This is a genomic window from uncultured Phycicoccus sp. (assembly GCF_947495705.1).
Lineage (GTDB): Bacteria > Actinomycetota > Actinomycetes > Actinomycetales > Dermatophilaceae > Phycicoccus.
On record NZ_CANLZR010000012.1, the window covers coordinates 11,825 to 35,502 of the forward strand.

Annotated in this window: 25 protein-coding genes and 3 tRNA genes; 22 read left to right on the top strand and 6 right to left on the bottom strand. The window is 73.1% G+C overall.

Annotation, left to right across the window (positions count from 1 at the left end):
• The first annotated feature begins 1 nt into the window (after position 1).
• From Q0963_RS14705 to icmF, 5 genes are read left to right on the top strand one after another with little or no spacing between them, the layout of a single operon-like run.
• Positions 2 to 700 carry a response regulator transcription factor gene (locus tag Q0963_RS14705; protein ID WP_299447445.1) on the top strand — a complete coding sequence of 233 codons (699 nt, stop codon included), beginning with the start codon at positions 2 to 4 and terminating at the stop codon, positions 698 to 700.
• Positions 697 to 3,255 carry a DUF4153 domain-containing protein gene (locus tag Q0963_RS14710; protein WP_299447447.1) on the top strand — a complete coding sequence of 853 codons (2,559 nt, stop codon included), beginning with the start codon at positions 697 to 699 and terminating at the stop codon, positions 3,253 to 3,255. The genes Q0963_RS14705 and Q0963_RS14710 overlap by 4 nt, the downstream gene beginning before the upstream one ends.
• Positions 3,256 to 3,303: 48 nt before the next feature.
• The gene (gene aroQ, locus Q0963_RS14715) at positions 3,304 to 3,750 is read left to right on the top strand and encodes a type II 3-dehydroquinate dehydratase (RefSeq protein ID WP_299447449.1); all 447 of its coding nucleotides are present in this window, start codon (positions 3,304 to 3,306) and stop codon (positions 3,748 to 3,750) included.
• The gene (locus tag Q0963_RS14720; RefSeq protein ID WP_299447451.1) at positions 3,743 to 4,759 is read left to right on the top strand and encodes a phosphotransferase; all 1,017 of its coding nucleotides are present in this window, start codon (positions 3,743 to 3,745) and stop codon (positions 4,757 to 4,759) included. Before aroQ ends, Q0963_RS14720 begins: the two co-directional genes overlap by 8 nt.
• Positions 4,760 to 4,819: 60 nt before the next feature.
• Positions 4,820 to 8,065, top strand: a complete 3,246-nt coding sequence (icmF, locus tag Q0963_RS14725) for a fused isobutyryl-CoA mutase/GTPase IcmF (protein WP_299447453.1) — start codon at positions 4,820 to 4,822, stop codon at positions 8,063 to 8,065.
• A gap of 16 nt (positions 8,066 to 8,081) precedes the next feature.
• Here the strand turns inward: icmF and Q0963_RS14730 are convergent, their stop codons facing one another.
• Positions 8,082 to 8,669: a GNAT family N-acetyltransferase gene (locus Q0963_RS14730; protein WP_299447455.1), complete on the bottom strand. Its 588-nt coding sequence runs from the start codon at positions 8,667 to 8,669 to the stop codon at positions 8,082 to 8,084.
• Positions 8,669 to 9,463 carry a deoxyribonuclease IV gene (locus tag Q0963_RS14735; RefSeq protein WP_299447457.1) on the bottom strand — a complete coding sequence of 265 codons (795 nt, stop codon included), beginning with the start codon at positions 9,461 to 9,463 and terminating at the stop codon, positions 8,669 to 8,671. Before Q0963_RS14735 ends, Q0963_RS14730 begins: the two co-directional genes overlap by 1 nt.
• A 75-nt stretch (positions 9,464 to 9,538) precedes the next feature.
• Here Q0963_RS14735 and Q0963_RS14740 point away from each other — a divergent pair, with 75 nt between their 5' ends.
• The 8 genes from Q0963_RS14740 to Q0963_RS14775 all read left to right on the top strand — a co-directional run bounded on the left by Q0963_RS14740 (position 9,539) and on the right by Q0963_RS14775 (position 13,650).
• The gene (locus Q0963_RS14740; protein WP_299447458.1) at positions 9,539 to 10,300 is read left to right on the top strand and encodes an SDR family NAD(P)-dependent oxidoreductase; all 762 of its coding nucleotides are present in this window, start codon (positions 9,539 to 9,541) and stop codon (positions 10,298 to 10,300) included.
• Entirely contained in the window at positions 10,297 to 11,052 is a 756-nt protein-coding gene (locus Q0963_RS14745) for a helical backbone metal receptor (RefSeq protein WP_299447688.1), read from the top strand. Before Q0963_RS14740 ends, Q0963_RS14745 begins: the two co-directional genes overlap by 4 nt.
• A gap of 51 nt (positions 11,053 to 11,103) precedes the next feature.
• A tRNA-Thr gene (locus tag Q0963_RS14750) sits at positions 11,104 to 11,176 on the top strand.
• A gap of 50 nt (positions 11,177 to 11,226) precedes the next feature.
• Positions 11,227 to 11,300: transfer RNA gene (locus tag Q0963_RS14755), tRNA-Met, on the top strand.
• 129 nt (positions 11,301 to 11,429) lie between these two features.
• A complete protein-coding gene (rpmG, locus tag Q0963_RS14760; protein WP_299447460.1) occupies positions 11,430 to 11,600 on the top strand; it encodes a 50S ribosomal protein L33 in 171 nt (56 codons plus the stop codon).
• Positions 11,601 to 11,705: 105 nt separating this feature from the next.
• On the top strand, positions 11,706 to 12,155 hold the full coding sequence (locus Q0963_RS14765; RefSeq protein WP_299447462.1) for a MaoC family dehydratase N-terminal domain-containing protein: 450 nt from the start codon (positions 11,706 to 11,708) through the stop codon (positions 12,153 to 12,155).
• On the top strand, positions 12,155 to 12,577 hold the full coding sequence (locus tag Q0963_RS14770) for a MaoC family dehydratase (RefSeq protein WP_299447464.1): 423 nt from the start codon (positions 12,155 to 12,157) through the stop codon (positions 12,575 to 12,577). Before Q0963_RS14765 ends, Q0963_RS14770 begins: the two co-directional genes overlap by 1 nt.
• Positions 12,577 to 13,650, top strand: a complete 1,074-nt coding sequence (locus Q0963_RS14775; RefSeq protein ID WP_299447466.1) for a UDP-N-acetylmuramate dehydrogenase — start codon at positions 12,577 to 12,579, stop codon at positions 13,648 to 13,650. Before Q0963_RS14770 ends, Q0963_RS14775 begins: the two co-directional genes overlap by 1 nt.
• Before the next feature lie 14 nt (positions 13,651 to 13,664).
• On the opposite strand, the gene Q0963_RS14780 is transcribed toward Q0963_RS14775, so the two are convergent.
• The 4 genes from Q0963_RS14780 to Q0963_RS14795 all read right to left on the bottom strand — a co-directional run bounded on the left by Q0963_RS14780 (position 13,665) and on the right by Q0963_RS14795 (position 17,385).
• The gene (locus Q0963_RS14780) at positions 13,665 to 14,225 is read right to left on the bottom strand and encodes a hypothetical protein (RefSeq protein WP_299447468.1); all 561 of its coding nucleotides are present in this window, start codon (positions 14,223 to 14,225) and stop codon (positions 13,665 to 13,667) included.
• A gap of 295 nt (positions 14,226 to 14,520) precedes the next feature.
• On the bottom strand, positions 14,521 to 15,573 hold the full coding sequence (locus tag Q0963_RS14785; RefSeq protein WP_299447470.1) for an adenosine deaminase: 1,053 nt from the start codon (positions 15,571 to 15,573) through the stop codon (positions 14,521 to 14,523).
• Positions 15,570 to 16,061: a DUF5709 domain-containing protein gene (locus Q0963_RS14790; protein ID WP_299447472.1), complete on the bottom strand. Its 492-nt coding sequence runs from the start codon at positions 16,059 to 16,061 to the stop codon at positions 15,570 to 15,572. The genes Q0963_RS14785 and Q0963_RS14790 overlap by 4 nt, the downstream gene beginning before the upstream one ends.
• 4 nt (positions 16,062 to 16,065) lie before the next feature.
• Positions 16,066 to 17,385 carry an aminotransferase class I/II-fold pyridoxal phosphate-dependent enzyme gene (locus Q0963_RS14795; protein ID WP_299447474.1) on the bottom strand — a complete coding sequence of 440 codons (1,320 nt, stop codon included), beginning with the start codon at positions 17,383 to 17,385 and terminating at the stop codon, positions 16,066 to 16,068.
• A 171-nt stretch (positions 17,386 to 17,556) separates the two neighbouring features.
• Between Q0963_RS14795 and Q0963_RS14800 the strand changes: the two genes are divergently transcribed.
• From Q0963_RS14800 to Q0963_RS14840, 9 genes are all read left to right on the top strand, one after another.
• Positions 17,557 to 17,629 (top strand) — tRNA-Trp (locus tag Q0963_RS14800).
• Positions 17,630 to 17,738: 109 nt separating this feature from the next.
• Entirely contained in the window at positions 17,739 to 18,005 is a 267-nt protein-coding gene (gene secE, locus Q0963_RS14805; RefSeq protein ID WP_299447476.1) for a preprotein translocase subunit SecE, read from the top strand.
• 175 nt (positions 18,006 to 18,180) lie between these two features.
• A complete protein-coding gene (gene nusG / locus Q0963_RS14810; RefSeq protein ID WP_299447690.1) occupies positions 18,181 to 18,981 on the top strand; it encodes a transcription termination/antitermination protein NusG in 801 nt (266 codons plus the stop codon).
• A gap of 90 nt (positions 18,982 to 19,071) precedes the next feature.
• Positions 19,072 to 19,506 carry a 50S ribosomal protein L11 gene (gene rplK / locus Q0963_RS14815; protein ID WP_299447478.1) on the top strand — a complete coding sequence of 145 codons (435 nt, stop codon included), beginning with the start codon at positions 19,072 to 19,074 and terminating at the stop codon, positions 19,504 to 19,506.
• Between the two features lie 77 nt (positions 19,507 to 19,583).
• Complete coding sequence (gene rplA, locus Q0963_RS14820) at positions 19,584 to 20,300, top strand: 50S ribosomal protein L1 (RefSeq protein ID WP_299447480.1); 717 nt, start codon at positions 19,584 to 19,586, stop codon at positions 20,298 to 20,300.
• A gap of 329 nt (positions 20,301 to 20,629) precedes the next feature.
• Positions 20,630 to 21,256, top strand: a complete 627-nt coding sequence (gene rplJ, locus Q0963_RS14825; RefSeq protein ID WP_299447482.1) for a 50S ribosomal protein L10 — start codon at positions 20,630 to 20,632, stop codon at positions 21,254 to 21,256.
• 63 nt (positions 21,257 to 21,319) lie between these two features.
• Positions 21,320 to 21,712 carry a 50S ribosomal protein L7/L12 gene (rplL, locus tag Q0963_RS14830; RefSeq protein WP_299447484.1) on the top strand — a complete coding sequence of 131 codons (393 nt, stop codon included), beginning with the start codon at positions 21,320 to 21,322 and terminating at the stop codon, positions 21,710 to 21,712.
• Positions 21,713 to 21,941: 229 nt separating this feature from the next.
• Positions 21,942 to 22,913 (top strand): ABC transporter ATP-binding protein, encoded by a 972-nt coding sequence (locus Q0963_RS14835; RefSeq protein ID WP_299447486.1) that lies wholly within the window; start codon positions 21,942 to 21,944, stop codon positions 22,911 to 22,913.
• A complete protein-coding gene (locus Q0963_RS14840) occupies positions 22,910 to 23,677 on the top strand; it encodes an ABC transporter permease (protein WP_299447488.1) in 768 nt (255 codons plus the stop codon). Before Q0963_RS14835 ends, Q0963_RS14840 begins: the two co-directional genes overlap by 4 nt.
• Position 23,678 lies beyond the last annotated feature (1 nt).

Genomic DNA, 23,678 nt, shown 5'->3' on the forward strand with positions numbered 1-23,678 from the left:
CATGACCGAGGGGACCCCCACCGCACGCACCGTCCTCGTCGTCGAGGACGAACCCGTGATCAACCAGGCCGTGACCGACCGGCTCCGCGCCGAGGGCTTCGTCGTCGTCTCGGCCGTCGACGGCCCGGGGGCGGTCGCGGCCTTCGAGGAGCACGCCCCGGACGCGGTGCTCCTCGACATCATGCTGCCCGGCTTCGACGGCCTCGAGGTGTGCCGGCGCATCCAGGCGATCCGCCCGGTGCCGGTCCTCATGCTCACCGCCCGCGACGACGAGACCGATGTCCTCGTCGGTCTCGGGGTCGGCGCGGACGACTACGTGACCAAGCCCTTCTCGATGCGCGAGGTGGTCGCCCGGCTGCGGGCCCTGCTCCGTCGGGTCGAGCGGGCCGAGGCGCTGGCCCGCACGACCGGGCGGATGGACGTCGCGGGGCTCGTCGTCGACCCCGGGACCCGCCGGGTGAGCGTCGACGGCACGGCGGTGCACCTGACCCCGCTCGAGTTCGACCTGTTGTGCGCACTCGCCGTCGCGCCGGGCACGGTGCGCTCACGCGAGGCCCTCATGCGCGAGGTCTGGGGGTGGGGTGACGCGTCCGGCACCAGGACCCTGGACAGCCACGTCAAGGCCCTCCGCGCGAAGATCGGGCCGGCGAGGGTCCGCACCGTCCACGGCGTCGGCTACGCCCTCGAGGACGGCCGGTGAACACCGACCGCCCCCTCGACGGCATCACGTCGATCAAGGTCAAGCTCGGTCTCCTCGTCGGGGCCAGCGTCGTCGCGGCCGTCGTCGTCGCCGGCGTCGCCGACGGGGCCGGCGTCCCGTGGTGGACCAGCGTGCCGGTGACGATCGCCGCGGCCCTCGGGGTGACGCAGTGGCTGGCGCGCGGCATGACCTCGCCGTTGCGGGAGATGACGACGGCCGCCCAGCGGATGGCCGGCGGGGACTACGGGCAGCGGGTCACCGCGACGTCCTCGGACGAGGTGGGGGCGCTCGCCCGCGCGTTCAACGCGATGGCCGCCGACCTGGCCGGGGCCGACCTGGAGCGCCGCCGGCTCGTCGCGACCGTCTCGCACGAGCTCCGCACGCCGCTGACCGCCCAGCGGGCCCTGCTGGAGAACCTCGTCGACGGTGTCGTCACCCCCGACGCCGCCAGCCTCGGCGGGGCCCTCGACCAGGCCGAGCGGCTCAGCACGCTCGTCGGCGACCTCCTGGACCTCTCCCGGATCGACGCGGGGGTGGCGCCTCTGGACCTCGCGCAGGTGCGGGTCGCGGACCTGCTCGCCCGGGGCGCCGCCGAGGCAGGGGTGGCGACCCGCCCGGTGCGGGTCACCCACGACGTCGAGCCGGCCGACCTCACCGTCGTCGCCGACCCCGCCCGGCTCGCCCAGCTCGTCGCGAACCTCGTCGACAACGCCGTCCGGCACACCCCGCCGTCGGGGGAGGTACGGCTGACAGCGCGGCTCGACGGCGCCGAGCAGTGGGTCCTCGACGTCCGCGACGACGGGCCCGGCATCCCGGCCGACCAGGCCGAGCGCGTCTTCGAGCGGTTCGGCACCGGGTCGGACTCCGGCGGCGGGACGGGCCTCGGGCTCGCCATCGTCCGCTGGGTCTGTGACCTCCACGGCGGCCGGGTCGAGGCCGTCCCTCCCGAGCCGGACGCCACCGGCGCCCACCTGCGCGTCACCCTGCCCACCGCCCCGAGCCCGCACCGCCCGACCCACCTGCGCGAGGAGACCGCGATGACGACGCCCCCTGCCCCAGCCGCCCTCGCACCGCCGGCCGTGTCCCCGCCGCCGCCCGCCGCGACGGGCCTGGACCGCTACTGGCCGGAGCCCGACCGGCGGCCTCGGGTCGGCGTCGTCGCCGGCGCGCTCGGTGTCGGCGCGCTCGCGGCCGTGACCTGGCCGGGCCACGGGCTCGGCCTCGCGACCTCGGCCGTGATGCTCGCGGCCGGCGGCCTCATGTGGGCGGTCGCGCGTCACCGCCGCGCCCCGTGGACGGTCCTCTGCGGTGTCCTCGCCGCGCTGCTCGTCACGGTCGCCACGGTCCGCGACGCCGAGGGGGTCGTGGTGCTCTCGGTCCTCGCGGCGGTCGTCGTCGCGGCCACCGGGCTGACCCGGGCGCACGGCCTCCTCGCGATGCTGGCCAGCGGCCTTGCCTGGCCGCTGTCGGCGCTGCGGGGGCTGCCCCTGCTCGGCCGGACCGTCGCCGCGACGAGCCGGATGGGCAGGCTGTGGCCGGTCCTGCGCACCGCCCTGCTCACCGTCGTGCTCCTCGTCGTCTTCGGGGGCCTGTTCGCCACCGGGGACGCGGTCTTCGGCTCGTGGGCCGCCGCGCTCGTCCCCGACCTCGGCTGGGACTCGATCGTCGCGCGGACGTTCACCTTCGTCCTCGTCGGCGGCGTGGTGCTCACCGGCGCCTACCTCGCGCTCAACCCCCCGGCCGTCGACGCGCTGGCGCCCGGCCGGTCCGAACGGTCCCGGCCCGTGTGGGAATGGGCCGTCCCCGTGGGAGTCGTCGTCGCGCTGTTCGCCGCCTTCCTCGCGGCCCAGGCCGCCGCCCTGTTCGGCGGGGCCGACTACCTTCGGCGGACCGTCGGGCTCACCCACGCCGAGTACGTGCACCAGGGCTTCGGCCAGATGACGACCGCCACGGCGCTGACCGTCCTCGTCATGGCCGTCACCCTCCGGGTCGCCGGCCGGACCCTGGCCCGCGACCGGCTCGTCACCCGCGTCCTGCTCGGCGCCCTCGGGGTCTTCACGCTGGCCGTCGTCGCCTCGGCGCTGTACCGGATGTCGCTCTACCAGGACGCGTTCGGGTACACGGTCCTGCGGGTGTGGGTCGACGGCTTCGAGCTGTGGCTCGGGCTCGTGGTCGTTCTGCTCCTCGTCGGGGTCATGCTGCTCCGGGTCGACTGGGTGCCCCGCGCCGTCCTGGTCTCCGGGGCGGTCTTCACCCTCGGCTTCGCCGGGATGAACCCGGACGCCTGGGTCGCCGGGCAGAACATCGACCGCTTCGCCGCGACGGGCACCCTCGACACCGAGTACCTCTCGCGGCTGTCGCAGGACGCGACCCCGGTGATCCTCGACCGGCTCCCGGCCGACCTCGGGCCCTGCCTCACCGCGACCTACCGCACCGAGGACGACGGCTGGCTCGCCTGGAACCTCGGGCGGGCCCGGGCCCGGTCGGCGTCCGACGCGGTGCCCGGCCTCGCCCCGGACTGCTCCGGAGCCGTGACGAACGAGTACCGACGCTGAGCCGAACCCGGGTGACCGCGACCGCGGGAGGTGGCATGCTCCGTCGGCATGGACGACCGCACCGTGCTCGTGCTCAACGGGCCCAACCTCAACCTCCTCGGCGAGCGCGAGCCGGAGGTCTACGGGCACGACACCCTCGCCGACGTCGAGCGGCTCTGTGGCGAGACGGCGGCCGAGCACGGGCTCACCGTCGACTTCCGGCAGACCAACCACGAGGGCACGCTCGTCGACTGGGTGCAGGAGGGCCGGGCCGGCATCGCCGGCATCGTCGTCAACGCGGCCGGGTACACCCACACCTCGGTCGCCGTGCGGGACGCCCTCTCGGCCTGCCGGGTGCCGAAGGTCGAGGTGCACATCAGCGACATCTCCGCCCGCGAGGAGTTCCGGCGCTTCTCCTACCTCGCCGACGTGTGCGACCACCACGTCGTCGGCCACGGGGTCGCCGGCTATGCCGAGGCGATCACCTGGCTCGCCGCGCGCCGGTCCGGTGCGTGACCTCCCGGCGCTCTGGTCGAGCCCGCAGTGGCAGGCCGATCTCCAGGGCTGGCTCGTTCCGGCCCTCGCCGCCGCGGGGCTGACCCCGACCGGGCCGGTCGTCCAGGACCGGGTGCGTTTCTGGTCCACCGTGCTCCACGTCGAGACCGACGCCGGGCGGGTGTGGGTCAAGCAGAACGCGCCCTCCCAGGCGTTCGAGGCGGCTCTCGCCGAGGTCGTCCACGCCCGCGTGCCCGGGGTCGTGGCCACCCCGCTCGCGGTGTCGGCCGAACGGGGGCTGCTCGCGAGCGCCGACCTCGGGCCGCCGCTCTGGGACGACGACGTCCCCCCGGTCCGTGACTGGGTCGAGGTCCTCGGGGCGTGGGCGCGGTGCCAGGTGGCGCTCGCCGAGCACGGGGCCGAGGTGCTGGCCGCCGGGGTGCCGCGCTTCCCGGAACCGGCCGACGCGGTCCTCGCGTGGGTGGGCGAGGTGCTCGCGTGGCTCGCCGGGCTGCCCGAGGACGACCCGCGGCGGGCCACCGACGAGGACTGCGCGGTCATCGACGCGGGTCTGCACCGGATCGCGGACGCCGCGGACCTCCTGGCCGGCGGCGTGGTGCCGCCGTCGCTCCAGCACAACGACCTCCACCTGGGCAACGCGATGCGCAGACCCGACGGCGGGTTCGCCGTCATCGACCTCGGCGACGCCCTGTGGGCGCATCCGCTGACCTCCGCCCGCATCCCGCTGTGGGTTCTGCGCCACCGGCTGGGCTCCGGCCCCGGCGAGCTGGCCGCGGCCGAGGCCGCGTACCTCGCCCCGTGGGCCGACGTCGCGGACCCCGCCGCGCTGCGCCGGCTCCTGCCCGAGGCCGAGCGCATCTCGTGCCTGCACCGGGCCGAGTCGTGGCGCCGGCTCCAGGCCGACGTCCCGGTGAGCGTGGTCGACGAGGACTACGTGCACGCCGTCGTGGAGTGGCTCCGCATCGCGGCGGCCGAGGATCCGTACGCCGAGGCGACGGGGGGTTCGTGACTTCCCGGTAAGTACTAGGACGTCCTAGTATCTCGGCAGACCCCGACCGAAGGACCCGTCATGGCAGCGCAGCCGACCGAGCAGGGGCTCCACGTCCCCGTCCACCCCGTCCGCATCGTCACCGCGTCGAGCCTCTTCGACGGCCACGACGCCTCGATCAACATCATGCGGCGGATCATGCAGAGCCAGGGCGCGGAGGTGGTCCACCTCGGGCACAACCGCTCGGTCCAGGAGGTCGTCGACGCCGCCCTCGAGGAGGACGCCCAGGGCGTCGCGGTCAGCTCGTACCAGGGCGGGCACGTCGAGTACTTCGAGTACCTCGTCCAGCTGCTCCGCGAGGCCGGGGCGCCGCACGTCAAGGTCGTCGGTGGCGGCGGCGGGGTCATCGTGCCCGCCGAGGTCGAGCGGCTGCGCGCGGCCGGGGTCACGATCTTCAGCCCGGAGGACGGCCAGCGGCTCGGCCTGCCCGGCATGGTCAACCAGGTCGTCGCCGCCTGCGACACCGACCTGTGGGAGCAGCAGCCGACCACCGTCGAGGCGGTGCTCTCCGGCGACCGGGCGGCCGTCGCGCGGGCCATCACCGGGGCCGAGACCGGGCACCTCGACGCCACGATGCGGGCGGCGCTGCGGCAGGCGGCCGGCGCCCGGCGGGTGCCGGTGCTCGGCATCACCGGCACCGGCGGCTCGGGCAAGTCGAGCCTCACCGACGAGCTCGTCCGGCGCCTGCGCGTGGACCAGCAGGACAAGCTGCGCGTCGCGTGCGTCGCCATCGACCCCACCCGCCGGCGCGGGGGCGGGGCCCTGCTCGGCGACCGGATCCGGATGAACGCCCTCGACGGCGACCGGATCTTCTTCCGGTCCCTCGCGACCCGGGGCGGGCACGAGGTGCCCGAGGCCCTCGAGGACGTCGTGACGATCCTCAAGGCCGCCGGCCACGACCTCGTCATCGTCGAGACGCCCGGGATCGGGCAGGGCGACGCGGCGATCACGTCGTACGCGGACGTCAACCTCTACGTCATGACGCCCGAGTTCGGCGCCGCGAGCCAGCTCGAGAAGATCGACATGCTCGACCTCGCCGACGTCGTGGCCGTCAACAAGTTCGAGCGCCGCGGCGCCATGGACGCGCTGCGCGACGTCGGCCGCCAGCTGGTCCGCAACCGCGGGGCCTTCGGCAAGCGCCCGGACGAGATGCCCGTCTTCGGGACCTCGGCCGCGACCTTCAACGACGACGGCGTCACCGCGCTCTACCAGGAGCTGCGCGCCCGTCTCGGCGAGCAGGGCCTGGCCCTCGACGAGGGCACCCTGGCCCCGGTCGAGGTCCGGCACTCCACCGTGCTGCGCCAGGTCGTCCCGCCGCAGCGGGTCCGGTACCTGTCCGAGATCACCGAGACCGTGCGCGGCTACCACGCCGACACCGAGCGCTGGGCGGACCTCGCCCGCCGCGTGCAGCGGCTCACCGACGCGCGCGACGCGCTCGCCGCGGCCGGTAAGGACACCGCCGACCTCGACGCCCTCGTCGACGAGGCCCGGCACGACCTGCCCGCGCCGCTCGCCCGCGAGCTCGAGCAGTGGCCGGAGGTCGTCGAGGCGTACTCGGGCAACGAGCAGGTCGTCACCGTGCGCGACCGCGAGATCCACACCGCGCTCGTGCGCGAGTCACTGTCCGGCAACCAGATCCGCCGGGTCTCGTTGCCGCGCTACCGCGACGCGGGCGACCTGCTGTCCTTCCTCCGCCGCGAGAACCTCCCCGGCTGGTTCCCGTTCACGGCCGGGGTGTTCCGGTTCAAGCGGGACGGCGAGGACCCGGCCCGGATGTTCGCGGGCGAGGGCGACCCGTTCCGCACGAACCGCCGGTTCAAGCTCGTGTCCGAGGGGCTGCCCTCGACCCGCCTCTCGACCGCCTTCGACTCCGTCACGCTGTACGGCCGCGACCCCGACCCGCGCCCCGACGTCTACGGCAAGGTCGGCACCTCCGGGGTGTCGGTCGCGACGCTCGACGACATGATGGCGCTCTACGACGGGTTCGACCTCACGGCGCCGACGACGAGCGTGTCGATGACGATCAACGGGCCGGCGCCGACGATCCTCGCGTTCTTCCTCAACACCGTCATGGACCGCGAGGTCGAGAAGTGGACGGCCGAGACGGGCCGGGAGCCCACCGACGACGAGCGCCACGAGGTGCGGGCCCGCGCCCTGGCGACGGTGCGCGGGACGGTGCAGGCCGACATCCTCAAGGAGGACCAGGGCCAGAACACCTGCCTGTTCTCCACCGAGTTCTCCCTGCGGATGATGGCCGACATCCAGGAGTGGTTCATCGAGAACAAGGTCCGCAACTTCTACTCGGTCTCGATCAGCGGGTACCACATCGCCGAGGCCGGGGCGAACCCCATCAGCCAGCTCGCGTTCACCCTCGCCAACGGCTTCACCTACGTCGAGGCCTACCTGGCGCGGGGCATGGACATCGACGACTTCGCCCCCAACCTGTCGTTCTTCTTCAGCAACGGGATGGACCCCGAGTACACCGTCATCGGCAGGGTCGCCCGGCGCATCTGGGCCGTCGCGATGCGCGAGAAGTACGGCGCCAACGAGCGCAGCCAGAAGCTGAAGTACCACGTGCAGACGTCGGGACGCTCGCTGCACGCCCAGGAGATGGACTTCAACGACATCCGCACGACGCTCCAGGCGCTCATCGCGATCTACGACAACGCGAACAGCCTGCACACCAACGCCTACGACGAGGCGGTGACCACGCCGTCGGCCGAGTCCGTGCGCCGGGCGCTGGCGATCCAGCTCATCATCGGCAAGGAGTGGGGGCTGGCGATGAACGAGAACCCGCTCCAGGGCTCCTTCGTCGTCGACGAGCTGACCGACCTCGTCGAGGCCGCGGTGCTCGCCGAGTTCGACCGCATCTCCGAGCGCGGCGGTGTCCTCGGGGCGATGGAGACCGGCTACCAGCGCGGCAAGATCCAGGACGAGTCGATGCTCTACGAGCACCGCAAGCACGACGGCTCGCTGCCCGTCGTCGGGGTCAACACCTTCGTGCGCCCCGACGCCGACGCCTCGCCCAAGGAGGTCGAGCTGGCCCGGGGCACCGACGCCGAGAAGGAGTCCCAGCTGGCCCGGGTCCAGGCGTTCCGCGAGACCCACCGCGAGGAGGCCGAGCAGGCGCTGGCCCGCCTCAAGCAGGCCGCGACCTCGGGCGAGAACGTCTTCGCCGTGCTCATGGACGCCGCCCGGGTCTGCTCGCTCCAGCAGGTCACCGAGGCCTTCTTCGAGGTCGGCGGGCAGTACCGCCGCAACGTCTGACCGGGACCGACCTGCGCTACCCGCCGAGCCGGTGGCGCACCACCCGACGGCGCAGGGTGGGCGAGGCCTCCACCTCGTACCCGGCCGCGAGGAAGACCTGGAGCAGCCCGACCGACGCCTCGTCCCAGATCACGGTCTTCCCCGGCGGCGGCTCGGTGGGGTAGCCCTCGAGGACGCGTGCGCCCGCCTGCCGCCCGTACTCGACGGTGGCGGCGGCCAGCTCGTACATCAGGCCTTCGCGGCGGAAGCCCTTGCGCACGACGAAGCAGGTGACCGACCAGACACCCTCGAGCTCGGGGTCCCTGCGCATCCACGACTTCTGCCGGGCCCAGATCCGCGGGTAGTTCTCCCGCGGCTCGACCGCGACCCAGCCGGCCGGCTCGCCGTCGACGTACCCGATGAGGCCGGAGGTGGGCCCGTCGGTGCCGCAGCCGGTCTGCTCCAGCAGCGCGGCGTCCCGCTGCTCCTGGGTGGTGTCACGCCAGATCCAGCCCGGCACCTTGAGCGCCTGGCAGCGGCACTGGCGGGCACCCCCGGCGTCGAAGACCGCCTCGACGTCGTCGGGGCTCGCCTCGTTGGCCGGCCGCCAGCCGAACTCGGGCATCAGAGGCGCTCGCGGAGCCAGGCGATGTCGGCGGCCTGGCCGCCGACGCCCCCGGGGGTCTCGACGACGACGGGGGCGCCGGCCGCCCGGACGACGTCGGCGAGGTCGGCGCCGTCGACGTGCCCGGACCCGAGGTTGGTGTGCCGGTCGGCGCCGCTGTCGAAGTCGTCGCGGCTGTCGTTGCAGTGGACGAGGTCGATGCGCCCGGTGACGGCCCGGATCTTGTCGACGACGCTGCCGAGGTCGACGCCCCCGGCGTGCGCGTGGCAGGTGTCGAGGCAGAAGCCGACGGTGTCGCCGCCCTCGGCGCGGCCGACGGCCTCCCAGAGCCGCTCGATGGCCTCGAGCCGCCGCGCCATCGCGTTGTCGCCGCCGGCCGTGTTCTCGATGAGGAGGGGGACGGGCATGTCGAGGCCGTCGACGCACTTGCGCCAGTTGTCGGCACCGATGCCGGGGTCCTCGTCGACGCCGAGGTGGCCGCCGTGCACGATCACCCCCTTCGCCCCGATCTCGGCCGCCGCCGTGAGGTGCTGCTGGAGCAGCTTGCGGCCCGGGATGCGGATGCGGTTGTTCGTCGAGGCGACGTTGATCGGGTACGGCGCGTGCACGTACAGGTGCACGTCGGCGGCCTCGGCCGCCGCCCGCAGGGCCCCCGCACCGCCCTCGTAGCGGACCACCGGGCCCTTGTAGCTCTGCGGGTCGCCGAGGAAGATCTGGCTGAGGCCGGCCCCACGGGCGGCGGCCTCGGCCACCGGGTCCTCCTGGTCGACGTGTGCTCCGATGCGCAGTGCCATGCGCCCACGGTACGACCGCGCACCGACGCCACGGCCCCGTCGGGACACGGCGGCGTCGGTGGCAGGATGACGCGCATGCAGACCGCTGACATCTCCGCCATCGTCACCGGGGGCGCCTCCGGCCTGGGCGCGGCCACCGCCGCCGCCCTCGCCGGGAGCGGTGCCCGGGTCCTCGCCCTCGACCTGCCCGACGCGTGCGCCGACGCGCCCGAGGTCGCGGGGGTCGAGTACGTCCCCACCGACGTCACCTCCGAGGCCGACGTCCGGGCCGCCGTCGGCGTGGCCGCGGACGACCCCGAGCGGCCGCTGCGGGTCGTCGTCAACTGCGCCGGGATCGGGCCGTCCGCGCGCATCCTCGGCCGCAAGGGCAGCCACTCCATCGACCTCTACCGGAAGGTCGTCGAGATCAACCTCGTCGGCACCTTCATCGTGATGACGGTGGCCGCCGAGGCCATCGCCGCCACCGAGCCGGACGACGACGGCCAGCGCGGGGTCGTCGTCAACACCGCGAGCATCGCCGCGTACGACGGCCAGGTCGGCCAGGCGGCCTACAGCTCGTCCAAGGGCGGCATCGTCGGCCTCACCCTCCCCGCGGCCCGCGACCTCGCCCAGTCCGGCATCCGGGTCATGACGATCGCCCCCGGCATCGTCGAGACCCCGATGCTCGCGACCGTCTCCGACGAGTTCCGGGCCGGGCTCGCGGCCGGCGTCCCGTTCCCGCAGCGTCTCGCGCACCCCGAGGAGTACGCGCGGCTCGCGCTGGCGATCATCGAGCACGACTACCTCAACGGGGAGGTCATCCGGATGGACGGCGCGCTCCGGATGGCGCCACGCTGACCGTGCTCCTCGACGACCTCGGCGCGCCGGTGCCCCTCGCGGGGCCGGCGCGCCGTGTCGTCTCGCTCGTCCCGTCCCTCACCGAGGCGCTGGCGGCCACCTGCCCGGACCGGCTCGTCGGCGCCACCGACTGGTGCACCCACCCGGCGGACCTCGACGTGACCCGGGTGCGGGGGACGAAGAATCCGGACCTCGCCGCCGTCGCGGACCTCGGCCCCGACCTTGCCGTCGCCAACAAGGAGGAGAACCGCGAGCTCGACGTGCGTCGCCTGCGCGAGCGCGGGGTGGCCGTGTGGGTCACCGACATCGAGACGGTGCCGCAGGCGCTGGCGTCGATGCGGCGGCTGTTCGCGGACGCGCTGGGGGTTGCCGAGCCGGGCTGGCTCCGCGCCGCCACCGCAGCCTGGTCCGGGCCGGTGCCCACGCCGCACACCCGGGCCGTCGTGCCGATCTGGCGGGACCCCTGGATGGTCGTCGGCCGGCCGACCTTCACCGCCGACCTGCTCGCGCGGCTCGGCTACGACGTCGTCGACGGGGGAGGGGACGGGCGCTACCCGGGCGCCGAGGTCGGCGACCTCGACGACCCGGAGCGGGCCGATGTCGTGCTCCTGCCGGACGAGCCGTACGAGTTCACCGCGCAGGACGGGCCCGAGGCGTTCACCCGGGTGCCGACCCGGCTGGTGTCCGGGCGGCTCCTCACCTGGTACGGACCGGCCCTGGTCGACTCCCGGATTTCACTGGATCGAGACTGACCGTGTAATGTCTCGGTCGCGCTGCCGGGTGGTTTCCACCCCGGTTCGCCCGCCCCCTTAGCTCAGTCGGCAGAGCGTTTCCATGGTAAGGAAAAGGTCGTCGGTTCGATTCCGACAGGGGGCTCTGGTCCGGCCGGAGCCCGCTCCCCGAGAGGGTCCCCGGTCGATCCCCAAGGCGGGGTAGCTCAGCTGGTTAGAGCGCACGACTCATAATCGTGAGGTCGCGGGATCGAGCCCCGCTCCCGCTACGCACGAGTCGCGATTTCCCGGGAATGCCGGGGTCGCGTACCCTGTTGTGCTGGTGTCGCGCGTGGGCTGTCCCGCGCCCGCGCCGCCGCCCGAGATCCACCCAACGTTTTCCGAGAGCAGGTTGCCCCGTGGCCAGCAAGAGCGCCGACGTCCGCCCCAAGATCACCATGGCGTGCACGGAGTGCAAGGAGCGCAACTACATCACGAAGAAGAACCGCCGCAACGACCCTGACCGGCTCGAGCTGGCGAAGTTCTGCCCGCGCTGCAAGTCGCACACCGCGCACCGCGAGACCCGCTGACCCCAGCGCGTCGCACGACGAGGCCGCCCGCACCGCATGGTGCCGGCGGCCTCGCGCGTGTCCGGCGTTGGGGCCCGGTGCGGGCCCGCCCCTAGAGTGGGCGACATGGCCGTGAACCCCGACTTCGTCGGACGTACCTACCCGCCCAGCGGGCCGTATCCCGTCGATGCCGCGCTCATCGCCGCCTTCGCGGCCGCGGTCGGCTCGCAGGACCCGGTCCACACCGACCCCGACGCGGCGCGGGCCGCCGGGTACGGCGACGTCATCGCGCCCCCGACGTTGGCCGTGCGGTTCGCGCAGGCCGCCGACCGCGCCTACGTCGAGGACCCCGAGGCCGGCATCGACTACAGCCGGGTCGTCCACGGCGAGCAGCGCTTCGTCCACCACCGGCCGATCACCGCCGGCGACGAGGTGCTGGGCACCCTCACCGTCGACCAGGTCCGCCAGGCCGGCGGCCACGCGATGGTGACGACCCGTACCGAGCTCTCGACCACCGGCGGGGAGGCCCTCGCCACCTGCACCTCGACCATCGTGGTCCGGGGAGGGGAGGACTGATGGCCGCCCGCCCGCTCGCCGAGGTCACCGTCGGCGACACCATCGGACCGGTGACGGTCCCCGTCACCCGTGCGGACCTCGTCGCGTACGCGAACGCCTCCGGGGACCAGAACCCGATCCACCAGGACGAGGACTTCGCCCGCTCGGTCGGGCTGCCCGACGTCATCGCGCACGGCATGTGGACGATGGGGGCCGTCGGGTCCGTCGTGTCCGCGTGGGCCGGGGACGCCGGCCGGGTGGTCGAGTACGGCACCCGCTTCACCAAGCCGATCGTCGTCCCCTCCTCGGGCGCCGAGGTGGTCGTCGAGGGCACCGTCAAGGCGGTCGACGCCGACACCGGTCGGGTCACGGTCGACGTCCTGGCGACGAGCGAGGGGCAGAAGGTGCTCGGGCGCTGCGTGGCCGTCGTGCGTCTCGACTGATGCGCGAGCTCGCCGACGAGCCCCTCGCGGGGCACACGACGATGCGGGTCGGGGGCCCGGCCGCGCGGATGGTCCTCGCCGAGACCACCGACGAGCTCGTCGACGCCGTCCGTGAGGTCGACGACGCCGACGAGCCGCTGCTCGTCCTCGGGGGCGGCTCCAACCTCGTCCTGCCCGACGAGGGGTTCGCCGGGACGGTCGTCAAGGTCGCGACGACCGGGGTCGCCGTCGACTCGTCCGACTCGTGCGGCGGGGCCAACGTCGTCGTGGCGGCGGGCGAGCCGTGGGACCCGTTCGTCGAGCGGGCCGTGGCGGAGGGCTGGGCGGGGGTCGAGGCGCTCTCGGGGATCCCCGGGTCCACCGGGGCGACCCCGATCCAGAACGTCGGCGCCTACGGCCAGGAGGTCGCCCAGACGATCGCCCGGGTCCGGGTGTGGGACCGCACCGAGCAGCGGGTCCGCACGATGACCTCGCTGGACTGCCACTTCACGTACCGCCATTCGGTGTTCAAGGGCCACGACCGGTACGTCGTGCTCGACGTCATGTTCCAGCTGGTGCCCGGCACGATGTCGCGGCCGGTGCGGTACGCGGACCTCGCCTCCCAGCTCGGCGTCGAGGTGGGGGCGACGGTGCCGCTGGCCGACGCCCGGGCCGCGGTGCTCGAGCAGCGGCGGCGCCGGGGGATGGTCCTGGACGCCTCCGACCACGACACCTGGTCCTGCGGGTCGTTCTTCACCAACCCGGTGCTCGGGGCTCACGACTTCGCCGCGCTCGAGGCGCGGGTGGTCGAGCGGCTCGGGCCCGACACCCCGACGCCGCCGCGGTTCGCCGACCCCGACGGCAACGTCAAGACGTCGGCGGCGTGGCTCATCGAGCGCGCCGGCTTCGGCAAGGGGTACGGCCTGCCGGGCCCGGCCGCGCTCTCGACGAAGCACACGCTGGCCGTGACGAACCGGGGGGAGGCGCGGGCGGCGGACGTCGTGGCGCTGGCCCGTGAGGTGCGTGACGGGGTCCGGGCCGCGTTCGGTGTCGACCTCGTCAACGAGCCGGTGCTGCTCGGGGAGACGCTCTAGTCCCGGAGCGCCGGTCAGGCGGCGCCGCTGGCGCGGCCGCCGGTGGCGTCGGTGTCGGCGTCGGCGTCGGGGTCGAGTCCCGGCGCGGGGCGCGGGGCGTACCAGTCCGGGGCGACCGAATGCACGTACGTCGCCTCGGTGGCCCACCACCACGAGGGCGGGTAGGTGACCTGCCGGGTGCGGTGGTGGGCGGGGAAGCGGCGACTGCCGTCGCGCACCCGGGCGAGGAGCTCGGTGCGGGACCAGTGCTCGGGCCGGACCACGGCCGCGGCCGGCGCCGGCTCGTCCGGCCCGCGTGGTGGTGCCGGCTCGCGGCACAGGGCCAGGATGTAGCCGGTGCCGCGGAGCGCTGCGGCGACGTCGCAGAGCCGGAGGCGGCCGGCGTCGGCCTCCAGCCGCGAGAGATGCCCCTTGGACCAGCCGCGGTGGCGGGCGTAGGCCCGCTGGCTCATCCGCAGCACGCGCCGGTGCGCCCGCAGTGCCAGCCCGACGTGGTCGGCGACGGTGAGCGCCGCCCGGGCGCGGAGGAGGTCCAGGGCGAAGGTCGGATAGGTGAGTGGAGGCGGTGTCGGCATGCCTGGGAGCGTGGCGACGCCGAGGCACGCAGCACAGGGACGATCCGCGATCTGTGGACCATGGCCCGGCCCGGGGCGGCCCTGTGGGCGACCAACCACCCCCGGTCATCGGTACCCACTCCGCCACTCTCATCTGCCCCACCCCCTGGGGCTGGCGACAGTCCTGGGGCGAACGGCTGTCGGTTGCCCCGGATGGTGGGGCGAACGAGAGTGCTGGGGCGAACGGCTGTCGGTTGCCCCGGATGGTGGGGCGAACGAGAGGACGCGGGGGAGTGGTTCTTCCCCGGCGCGGCGGCTACGCCAGCCAGGCGTCGATGGCCCGCTCCGCCGCGGCCCGCAGATCGCTCGGCGCCCGGCTCGCCGCCAGCGACGCCCGGGCCAGACCCGCGAGCCCCGCGTCGTCGATCCCGTGGACCTCGCGAGCGATGTCGTACTGCGCGGCGAGCCGCGACCCGAAGATCAGGGGGTCGTCCGCACCGAGGGCCACGGTCGCGCCGGCCTCGAGCAGCCGCCGCAGCGGCACGTCGCCGGGTTCGTCGTACACCCCGAGGGACACGTTCGACCCGGGACACACCTCCAGCGCCACCCCGCTCGTCACCACCCGCTCGAGCACCCACGGGTCCTCGACCGAGCGGACGCCGTGCCCCAGCCGGTCCGGCGCCATCGACGCCAGCGTCGCCGCCACCGCCTCCGGCCCCAGCAGCTCACCGGCGTGCGGCACCGAGGCCAACCCGGCCCGGCGGGCGATCCGGAACGCCGCCCCGAACTCCACGGTGTCGCCCCGGCGCTCGTCGTTGGAGAGCCCGAACCCGACGACCGTCCCCGGCCCGGACCCCGCGTGGCGGGCCGCGAGCCGGGCCAGCGTGCGGGCCTCCAGCGGATGCCGCATCCGCGACGCCGCCACGACCACCCCGACCTGCGCCGCCCCCGGCTCCCGCGACACCGCGGCGGCCTCGTCCAGGACGATCTCGAGCGCCGGGGTGATGCCCCCGACGAACGGGGCGTACGAGGTCGGGTCCACCTGGATCTCGAGCCACCGCGACCCCTCGGCGCCGTCGTCGAGGGCGGCCTCGCGCACGATGCGGCGCATGTCGGCCTCGCCACGCACACAGGCCCGCGCGATGTCGTACAGCCGCTGGAACCGGAACCAGCCGCGCTCGTCGGCGGTCTCGAACCGTGGCGGGTAGTCCTCGTGCAGCGCCGCCGGCAGTCGCAGCCCGTGCTGCTCGGCCAGCTCACGGACCGTCTCGACCCGCATCGAGCCGGTGAAGTGCAGGTGCAGGTGCGCCTTGGGCAGAGTGCCCACCGGGCGCGGCGCGGGGGTGGCGCCGCCGGCTGCCGTGCTCACTCCCGGATGGTGCCCTCGTCGATGACGTGCACGGCGGCCTCCTCGGCCGAGGCGGCGGCGCCGTCGACACCGACGTCCTCGCCGACGAGGTCCTTCTCCTCGTCCTCGCCGGTGCCCCGGTCGGAGGCCACGAGACGGCCCGCGCGCACATCGCCGACCTCACCGTCGCCGAGCCAGTCGTCCTCGGCGTCGATCGCGTCGGGGTCGTCACCGCCGACCCGGTCCTCGTCCAGGCCCGACTCGTTGTGCGGCGCCCCGTACGCGGAGGCCGGGTCGACCTCCTCCTGGGCGATGCGCTCGTCGATGGTCTCGCCGGCGTGCTGCTCCTCGACCGTCAGGCCGTGCCGCCGCGACCGGTCGACGTCCGGCGGGGAGTAGCCGCGGTCGAGCACGTCGTCGACGTCCTCCTGGATCAGGGTGTCCTCGGGCTGCAGCTGGTCACCGTCGATGGGCTCGAGGGGCTCGGGGCGCTCGGGGGACTCGGACATGTCCTCAGCCTACGACGCCCTCGTCGCCGGCGAGCTGCTCCGCGGCGGCGAGGGCCACGCACGTCGCGACCCCGGCCATCGCCGTCTCGACCTCCGCCAGGACCGGGAACGACGGGGCGAGCCGGATGTTGCGGTCGCGGGGGTCGGTGCCGTGCGGGAAGGACGCGCCCGCCGGGGTGAGGGCGATGCCCGCCTCCTTGGCCAGCTGCACGACCCGCGACGCGCACCCGTCGGGGACGTCGAGGCTCACGAAGTACCCGCCGCGCGGGCGGGTCCACTCGGCGACCCCGAGGCCCGCCAGCTCGGCGGTCAGGGCCGCGTCGACGGCCGCGAACTTCGGGGCGAGGATGTCGCGGTGCCTGGCCATGTGGGCGCGCACGCCGTCGGGGGACCCGAAGAACTGGACGTGGCGCAGCTGGTTGACCTTGTCCGGCCCGATCGAGGCGAACTTGAGGTGGCCGAGGTACCACCGGACCGTCTCGCGGGACCCGGCGAGGAAGGCGACACCGGCCCCGGCGAAGGTGATCTTGCTCGTCGACGCGAAGACGACCGGGCGGTGCGGATGCCCCGCGGAGGCCGCCAGCGACACGATGTCGGCGGACTTCGCCTCGTCCTCGGTGAGGTGATGCAGGGCGTAGGCGTTGTCCCAGAAGAGCCGGAAGTCGGGGGCGGCCGCCGGCATCGCCGCGAGCCGGGCCGCGACCTCCTGGGTGACCACGGAGCCGGCCGGGTTGGCGTACGTGGGGACGATCCACATCCCCTTGACGCTCGGGTCGTCCCGGACGATGGCCTCGACCGCGGCCACGTCCGGGCCGTCGGGGAGCATCGGCACCGTGACCATGTGGATCCCGTACGACTCGAGCATCGTGTAGTGCCGGTCGTAGCCGGGCACCGGGCAGATGAAGGTGACCTTCTCCTCGTCCTTCCACGGCCTCGGCGAGTCGACCCCGCCGTGGAGCAGGTGGTAGACGAGCACCTCGTGCATCATCGTCAGGCTCGCGTTGCCGCCGGCGACGATCTGCTCGGAGTCGACCCCGAGCAGCTCGGCGAACATCTCCCGGAGCTCGGGGAGGCCCTCGAGGCCGCCGTAGTTGCGCACGTCGGTCCCGGCGCCGTCGCGGTGCCCGTCGGGCAGTGACAGCAGCGCCGCCGACAGGTCGAGCTGCTCGGCGCTCGGCTTGCCGCGGGTGAGGTCGAGGCTCAGCCCCCGGCCCACGAGGGCCGCGTACGCGTCGCGCTGCCCGGACAGGAAGGTGCGCAGCTCCTCGGGGGAGCGCTCGGCCAGGGGGACACGGGACTCGGCTGCGGTGCTCACGGCTCCCATCGTGGCAGAGGCACCGCCGGCGGGCCCCTGCCGGTTCGCGGATCGGGCGGCGCTACCGGGTTCGCGCGGGACGCCGCCCGTCACGTATGCTGTCCGTTCGGCGCTGAACCATTCCGGCCTGCCCGGGACCGGTCAGTCCGTCCGGGGTCCCGCCCCAACCTGGGACTCCACAGGGCAGTGGCTCAATTGGTAGAGCACCGGTCTCCAAAACCGGCGGTTGGGGGTTCGAGTCCCTCCTGCCCTGCGTCGCACGTGTGGTACGTCCACGAAACGCGGCCCGCTCCTCGGGCTGCCTTCGCGGGCGTGCCGCGCCGAAGGCAACCGACAGAGCAGCTCCGACGTGAAGAGGCACCGTGACTGACGTAGGTCAGACCAGGACCCCCTCCAAGCCCGCCAAGGGCTCGGAGAAGGGCGGCAACCCCGTGTCCCGGTGGTTCCGTGCGCTCGCGCTGTTCGTCAGCCAGATCCTCGACGAGCTGCGCAAGGTCGTCCGACCGACGCGCGCCGAGCTGTGGCAGTACACGATCGTCGTCATCGTCTTCGTCGTCGTCATGATGGCGTTCGTGTCGGGCATGGACTTCGGCTTCAGCAAGCTCGTCGGGTTCGTCCTCGGCTCCTGACGCGCACCCCGCGCCCGAGCCCGCCACCTGGCATCCCGCATCACGAAGGAAGAGGTCATCCGTGTCCGACCAGTGGACCGACACCCCCGCGCAGGCGTCCGAGGACGCCCCCGAGGTGACGCCCGACGCTGCCCCCGAGCAGCCCGCGCCCGAGGCGCCGGTCGACGACACCCCGGTGCAGGAGGCCGACGCCGACGCCGCTGAGGCGTTCGACGCCGCCCAGGCCGCGGACGAGACCGAGGCCGCCGAGGCCGACGTCGAGCCCGAGACCGAGGCCGACGTCGAGCCCGAGACCGCCGAGGCCGAGGCCGACTCCGACGCGCCGGTCACCGACGAGGACGGCGACGTCCTCGAGGCCGTCGACCCCGTCCAGGCGTTCAAGGACGACCTCGCCGGCAAGTTCGGCGACTGGTACGTCATCCACTCCTACGCGGGCTACGAGAACCGCGTGAAGGCCAACCTCGAGAACCGGACGCAGTCCCTCAACATGGAGGACTACATCTTCGAGGTCGAGGTGCCGATGGAGGAGGTCACCGAGATCAAGGGCGGGCAGCGCAAGCTCGTCCGCCGGGTCCGGATGCCCGGGTACGTCCTGGTCCGGATGGACCTCACCGACGAGTCGTGGGGCGCCGTGCGGCACACCCCCGGCGTCACCGGGTTCGTCGGCAACGCGCACCAGCCGGTGCCGCTGACCCTCGACGAGGTCTTCACGATGCTCAAGCCCGCCGACCTCACGACCCCTGCCCCGGCCGGTACCAGCGGCGCGCCCTCCTCGTCGGGGGCGTCCGCCTCCGAGTCCACGGTCGTGGACTTCGAGGTCGGCGAGTCCGTCACCGTCATGTCGGGCCCCTTCGAGACGCTGCCGGCGACGATCTCCGAGATCAACGCCGAGACGCAGAAGCTCAAGGTGCTCGTCTCCATCTTCGGCCGGGAGACCCCGGTCGAGCTCTCCTTCAGCGACGTCGCCAAGATCTGAGCGAAGGAGCCTCTCCTCGAGGCCCGAGGACACTGCAAAGGGGTCATCGCCCACGGCGTCGGCCCATCACCACCGAAAGAGGACTAGTCAATGCCCCCCAAGAGCAAGAAGGTCTCCGGCTACATCAGCCTGCAGATCCAGGCCGGTGCCGCGACGCCGGCGCCCCCCGTCGGCCCCGCCCTCGGTCAGCACGGCGTCAACATCATGGAGTTCGTCAAGGCGTACAACGCGGCGACCGAGCACCAGCGCGGCAACATCATCCCGGTCGTCATCACCGTCTTCGAGGACCGGTCCTTCACCTTCATCACGAAGACCCCGCCGGCCAGCGAGCTCATCAAGAAGGCCGCCGGCGTCCAGAAGGGCTCGGGCGAGCCGCACAAGACCAAGGCCGGCAAGCTGAGCAACGACCAGCTCCGCGAGATCGCCGAGACCAAGATGCCCGATCTCAACGCCAACGACGTCGACGCCGCGATGAAGATCATCGCCGGCACGGCCCGGCAGATGGGCATCGAGACCGAGCTCTGAGCCCGGCTCACCCGATGTGGCAGGGCCGGCGCTGGCCCGACGACCACGACTCCACCACGACACACCAGGAGCAGCACATGAAGCGCAGCAAGTCCTACCGCGCCGCCAGCGACAAGATCGACGCGGACAAGGTCTACACCCCCCTCGAGGCCGTCCGGATCGCCAAGGACGTCGCGTCGGCGAAGTACGACGAGACCGTCGAGGTCGCCATGCGCCTCGGGGTCGACCCCCGCAAGGCCGACCAGATGGTCCGCGGCACCGTCAACCTCCCGCACGGCACGGGCAAGACCGCCCGCGTCCTCGTCTTCGCCAACGGTGACAAGGCCGAGGCGGCCAAGGAGGCCGGCGCGGACTACGTCGGCTCCGACGAGCTCCTCGAGAAGGTCGCCGGCGGCTGGCTCGACTTCGACGCCGTCGTCGCGACCCCGGACCTCATGGGCAAGGTCGGCCGGCTCGGCAAGGTCCTCGGTCCCCGCGGCCTCATGCCGAACCCGAAGACCGGCACCGTCACGATGGACACCGCCAAGGCCGTGACCGACATCAAGGGCGGCAAGATCGAGTTCCGCGTCGACAAGCACGCGAACCTCCACTTCATCATCGGCAAGGCGTCCTTCGACGAGAAGTCGCTCGTCGAGAACTACGCGACCGCCCTCGAGGAGGTCCTGAGGCTCAAGCCGGCCTCCTCCAAGGGCCGGTACATCACGAAGGCGACGCTGTCGACGACGATGGGCCCGGGCATCCCGCTCGACGCGACGAAGACCAAGAACCTCACCGAGGAGCCGGTCGACGCCTGAGGCGACGCCACCGCACCCGAGCCCGCCGCCCCGTCACGGGGCGGCGGGCTCGTGCCGTCCGCAGGGTCGCCGGGCCGATTTGGGGACGGGCCCGCGTGTCCCGTAACCTTGGGCTCGACCGAAGACCGCCGGTTGTCGCGTGCACCCGCACGAGACCGAAGGTCCCGCCACCGGTGGGGCGCCAGCGCAGGACACGACGTTCACGAACGCCATCGCCCAGGCACCTCTGCGCGAGCCGCGAGACCTGACGAGCCCCGTGCCCTGTGCCGGGGCTCTTCCCTTGTGCAGGCCCCTCGCCCGACGGTCCGACCCGACGGAAGGAGGCCCGAATGTCACGTGCCGACAAGACTGCGGCTGTCGCCGAGCTCTCGGAGAAGTTCAAGAGCTCCAACGCTGCCGTCCTCACGGAGTACCGGGGACTCTCGGTGGCTCAGCTCACCGAGCTGCGCAACTCCCTGCGTGGCAACGCGACCTACGCCGTGGTCAAGAACACGCTGACCGAGCTCGCCGCCAAGGACGCCGGGGTGACCGCGTTCGACGGTCAGCTCGTCGGCCCGTCCGCGATCGCCTTCGTCGAGGGCGACCCGGTGGAGGCTGCCAAGGGTCTGCGTGACTTCGCCAAGGCCAACCCCCTCCTGGTGATCAAGGGCGGCGTGCTCGAGGGCAAGACCCTCTCCGCCGCGGAGATCACCAAGCTCGCGGACCTCGAGTCCCGCGAGGTGCTCCTCGCCAAGCTGGCCGGCGCCATGAACGCCTCGCTCAGCCAGGCTGTCTACCTGTTCGCTGCTCCGCTCTCGAAGGCCGCTCGCACGGTCGACGCGCTGCGGGCGAAGGTCGAGACCGAGGGTCCGGTGGCTGCTGCCGCCGACGCCCCGGCCGCGGCTGCGGATGAGACCCCCGCCGAGGCCCCCGCGGCCGAGGCCACCGACGTCGCCGAGGGTGGCGACGCGGGCTGACCCTTCGGGCCGGCCCACCACACAACCCGCCACTCACGGCATATTCAGCACGAAAGGACCATCATGGCCAAGCTCAGCACCGACGAGCTCCTTGACGCCTTCAAGGAGATGACCCTCATCGAGCTCTCCGAGTTCGTCAAGCAGTTCGAGGACACCTTCAACGTCACCGCCGCCGCGCCCGTCGCGGTCGCCGGTGCCGCCGCCCCCGCCGCCGGTGGCGGCGACGCCGCCGAGGCCGCCGAGCAGGACGAGTTCGACGTCGTCCTCGAGGCTGCCGGCGACAAGAAGATCGCCGTCATCAAGGAGGTCCGCGCGCTGACCTCCCTCGGTCTCAAGGAGGCCAAGGACCTCGTCGACGGCGCCCCCAAGGCCGTCCTCGAGAAGGTCGACAAGGCCGCGGCCGACAAGGCCAAGGAGCAGCTCGAGGGCGCCGGCGCCACCGTCACCCTCAAGTGAGCCCGTCCCCTGCGGGGGACTGACGCCACACCACCGGTGGGGCCCGACATCACGTCGGGCCCCATCGCTGTGTCCCGGGCCGGGTGTGGCTGACCTCCGTGCCGAGGAAATGGTCAGTTTCTAACGCTGCCCCAGAGCCGCCCACATGGTCTGATGGACCGGCGCCCGGGGGATACCGATCGGTAACTTCCTGGCGCGTCGCGTGGCCGGACGATGAAGAAGGGTCGACATGGGCGTCGAGATCGCGGTGAGCGGGCTGACCAAGCAGTTCGGCAGCCAGCTCATCTGGGACGACGTCACCCTCACCCTCCCCGCCGGGGAGATCAGCGTGCTCCTCGGGCCCTCGGGGACCGGCAAGTCGGTGTTCCTCAAGACGCTCGTCGGGCTCATCCGCCCCGAGGCCGGGTCCATCGTCATCGAGGGGCAGGACCTCGTCCAGCTGCGGGGGGACGCCCTCTACGAGGTCCGCAAGCTGTTCGGGGTGCTGTTCCAGGACGGCGCCCTCTTCGGCTCGATGAGCCTGTTCGACAACGTCGCCTTCCCGCTGCGCGAGCACACCCGCAAGAGCGAGAAGGAGATCGCGGCCGTCGTCCGCGAGAAGATGGAGCTCGTCGGGCTCTCCGGCGCCGAGACGAAGCTGCCGGGCGAGATCTCCGGCGGGATGCGCAAGCGGGCCGGCCTCGCGCGGGCGCTCGTGCTCGACCCCGAGATCCTCCTCATCGACGAGCCCGACTCCGGCCTCGACCCGGTCCGCACCTCCTACATCAACCAGCTGTTCGTCGACCTCAACGCGCAGATCGACGCGACGTTCCTCATCGTCACCCACGACATCAACACTGCCCGCACGGTGCCCGACAACATCGGGCTGCTCTACCACAAGCACCTCGCGATGTTCGGGCCCCGCGAGATGCTGCTGTCGTCCGAGGAGCCCGTCGTCCGGCAGTTCCTCAACGCCCAGACGATCGGCCCGATCGGCATGTCCGAGGAGAAGGACGCCGACGAGCTCGCCGCCGAGTCCGGCCAGGAGCTGCCGCCGCTGCCGCCCATCCCGCTCCAGCTGTCGACAAGCGACGGCACGCCCCGGCGGGCCGAGCGCGAGGCCGGCGCGTGGTGCCGCGAGCACGGGGTCACCCCGCCCCCGGGCAGCTTCACCTCCTCCACCGCGGGGGTCCCCGGCGTCCGCTCCGGGGTCGGCGCATGACGGCGGTGGCGAGGGGGGTCCGCGAGGCCGGTTCGTTCTTCGGGCTCGTCGTCGACGTCGTGAAGGCGACGCCGCGCCGCCCGTTCCAGCTCAGGGAGTTCATCCAGCAGGCGTGGTTCGTGGCGTCCGTGACGATCGTCCCCACGGCGCTGGTCTCGATCCCGTTCGGCGCGGTCATCGCCCTCCAGCTGGGCACCCTGACCCGCCAGCTCGGCGCGCAGTCCTTCACCGGCGCCGCGTCCGTCCTGGCCGTGGTGCGCGAGGCCTCGCCGCTGGTCACCGCACTCCTCGTCGCGGGAGCGGGCGGCTCCGCCATCTGCGCCGACCTCGGCTCGCGCAAGATCCGCGAGGAGATCGACGCGATGGAGGTGCTCGGGATCAGCCCGATCCAGCGTCTCGTCGTCCCGCGCGTCCTCGCGACGATGCTCGTCGCGGCCCTGCTCAACGGGCTCGTCTCCGTCGTCGGGGTCGCCGGCGGCTACTTCTTCAACGTCCAGGTCCAGGGCGGCACGCCGGGGGCCTACCTCGCCTCGTTCACGGCGCTCGCTCAGACGGCGGACCTCGTGACCTCCGAGATCAAGGCGCTGATCTTCGGGGCGATCGCCGCCCTCGTCGCCTCCTACAAGGGCCTGACCGCGGGGGGTGGCCCCAAGGGGGTCGGCGACGCGGTGAACCAGAGCGTCGTCATCACCTTCATGCTCCTGTTCGTCGTCAACTTCGTCATCAGCGCGGTCTACTTCCAGGTCGTCCCCCAGAAGATCTGAC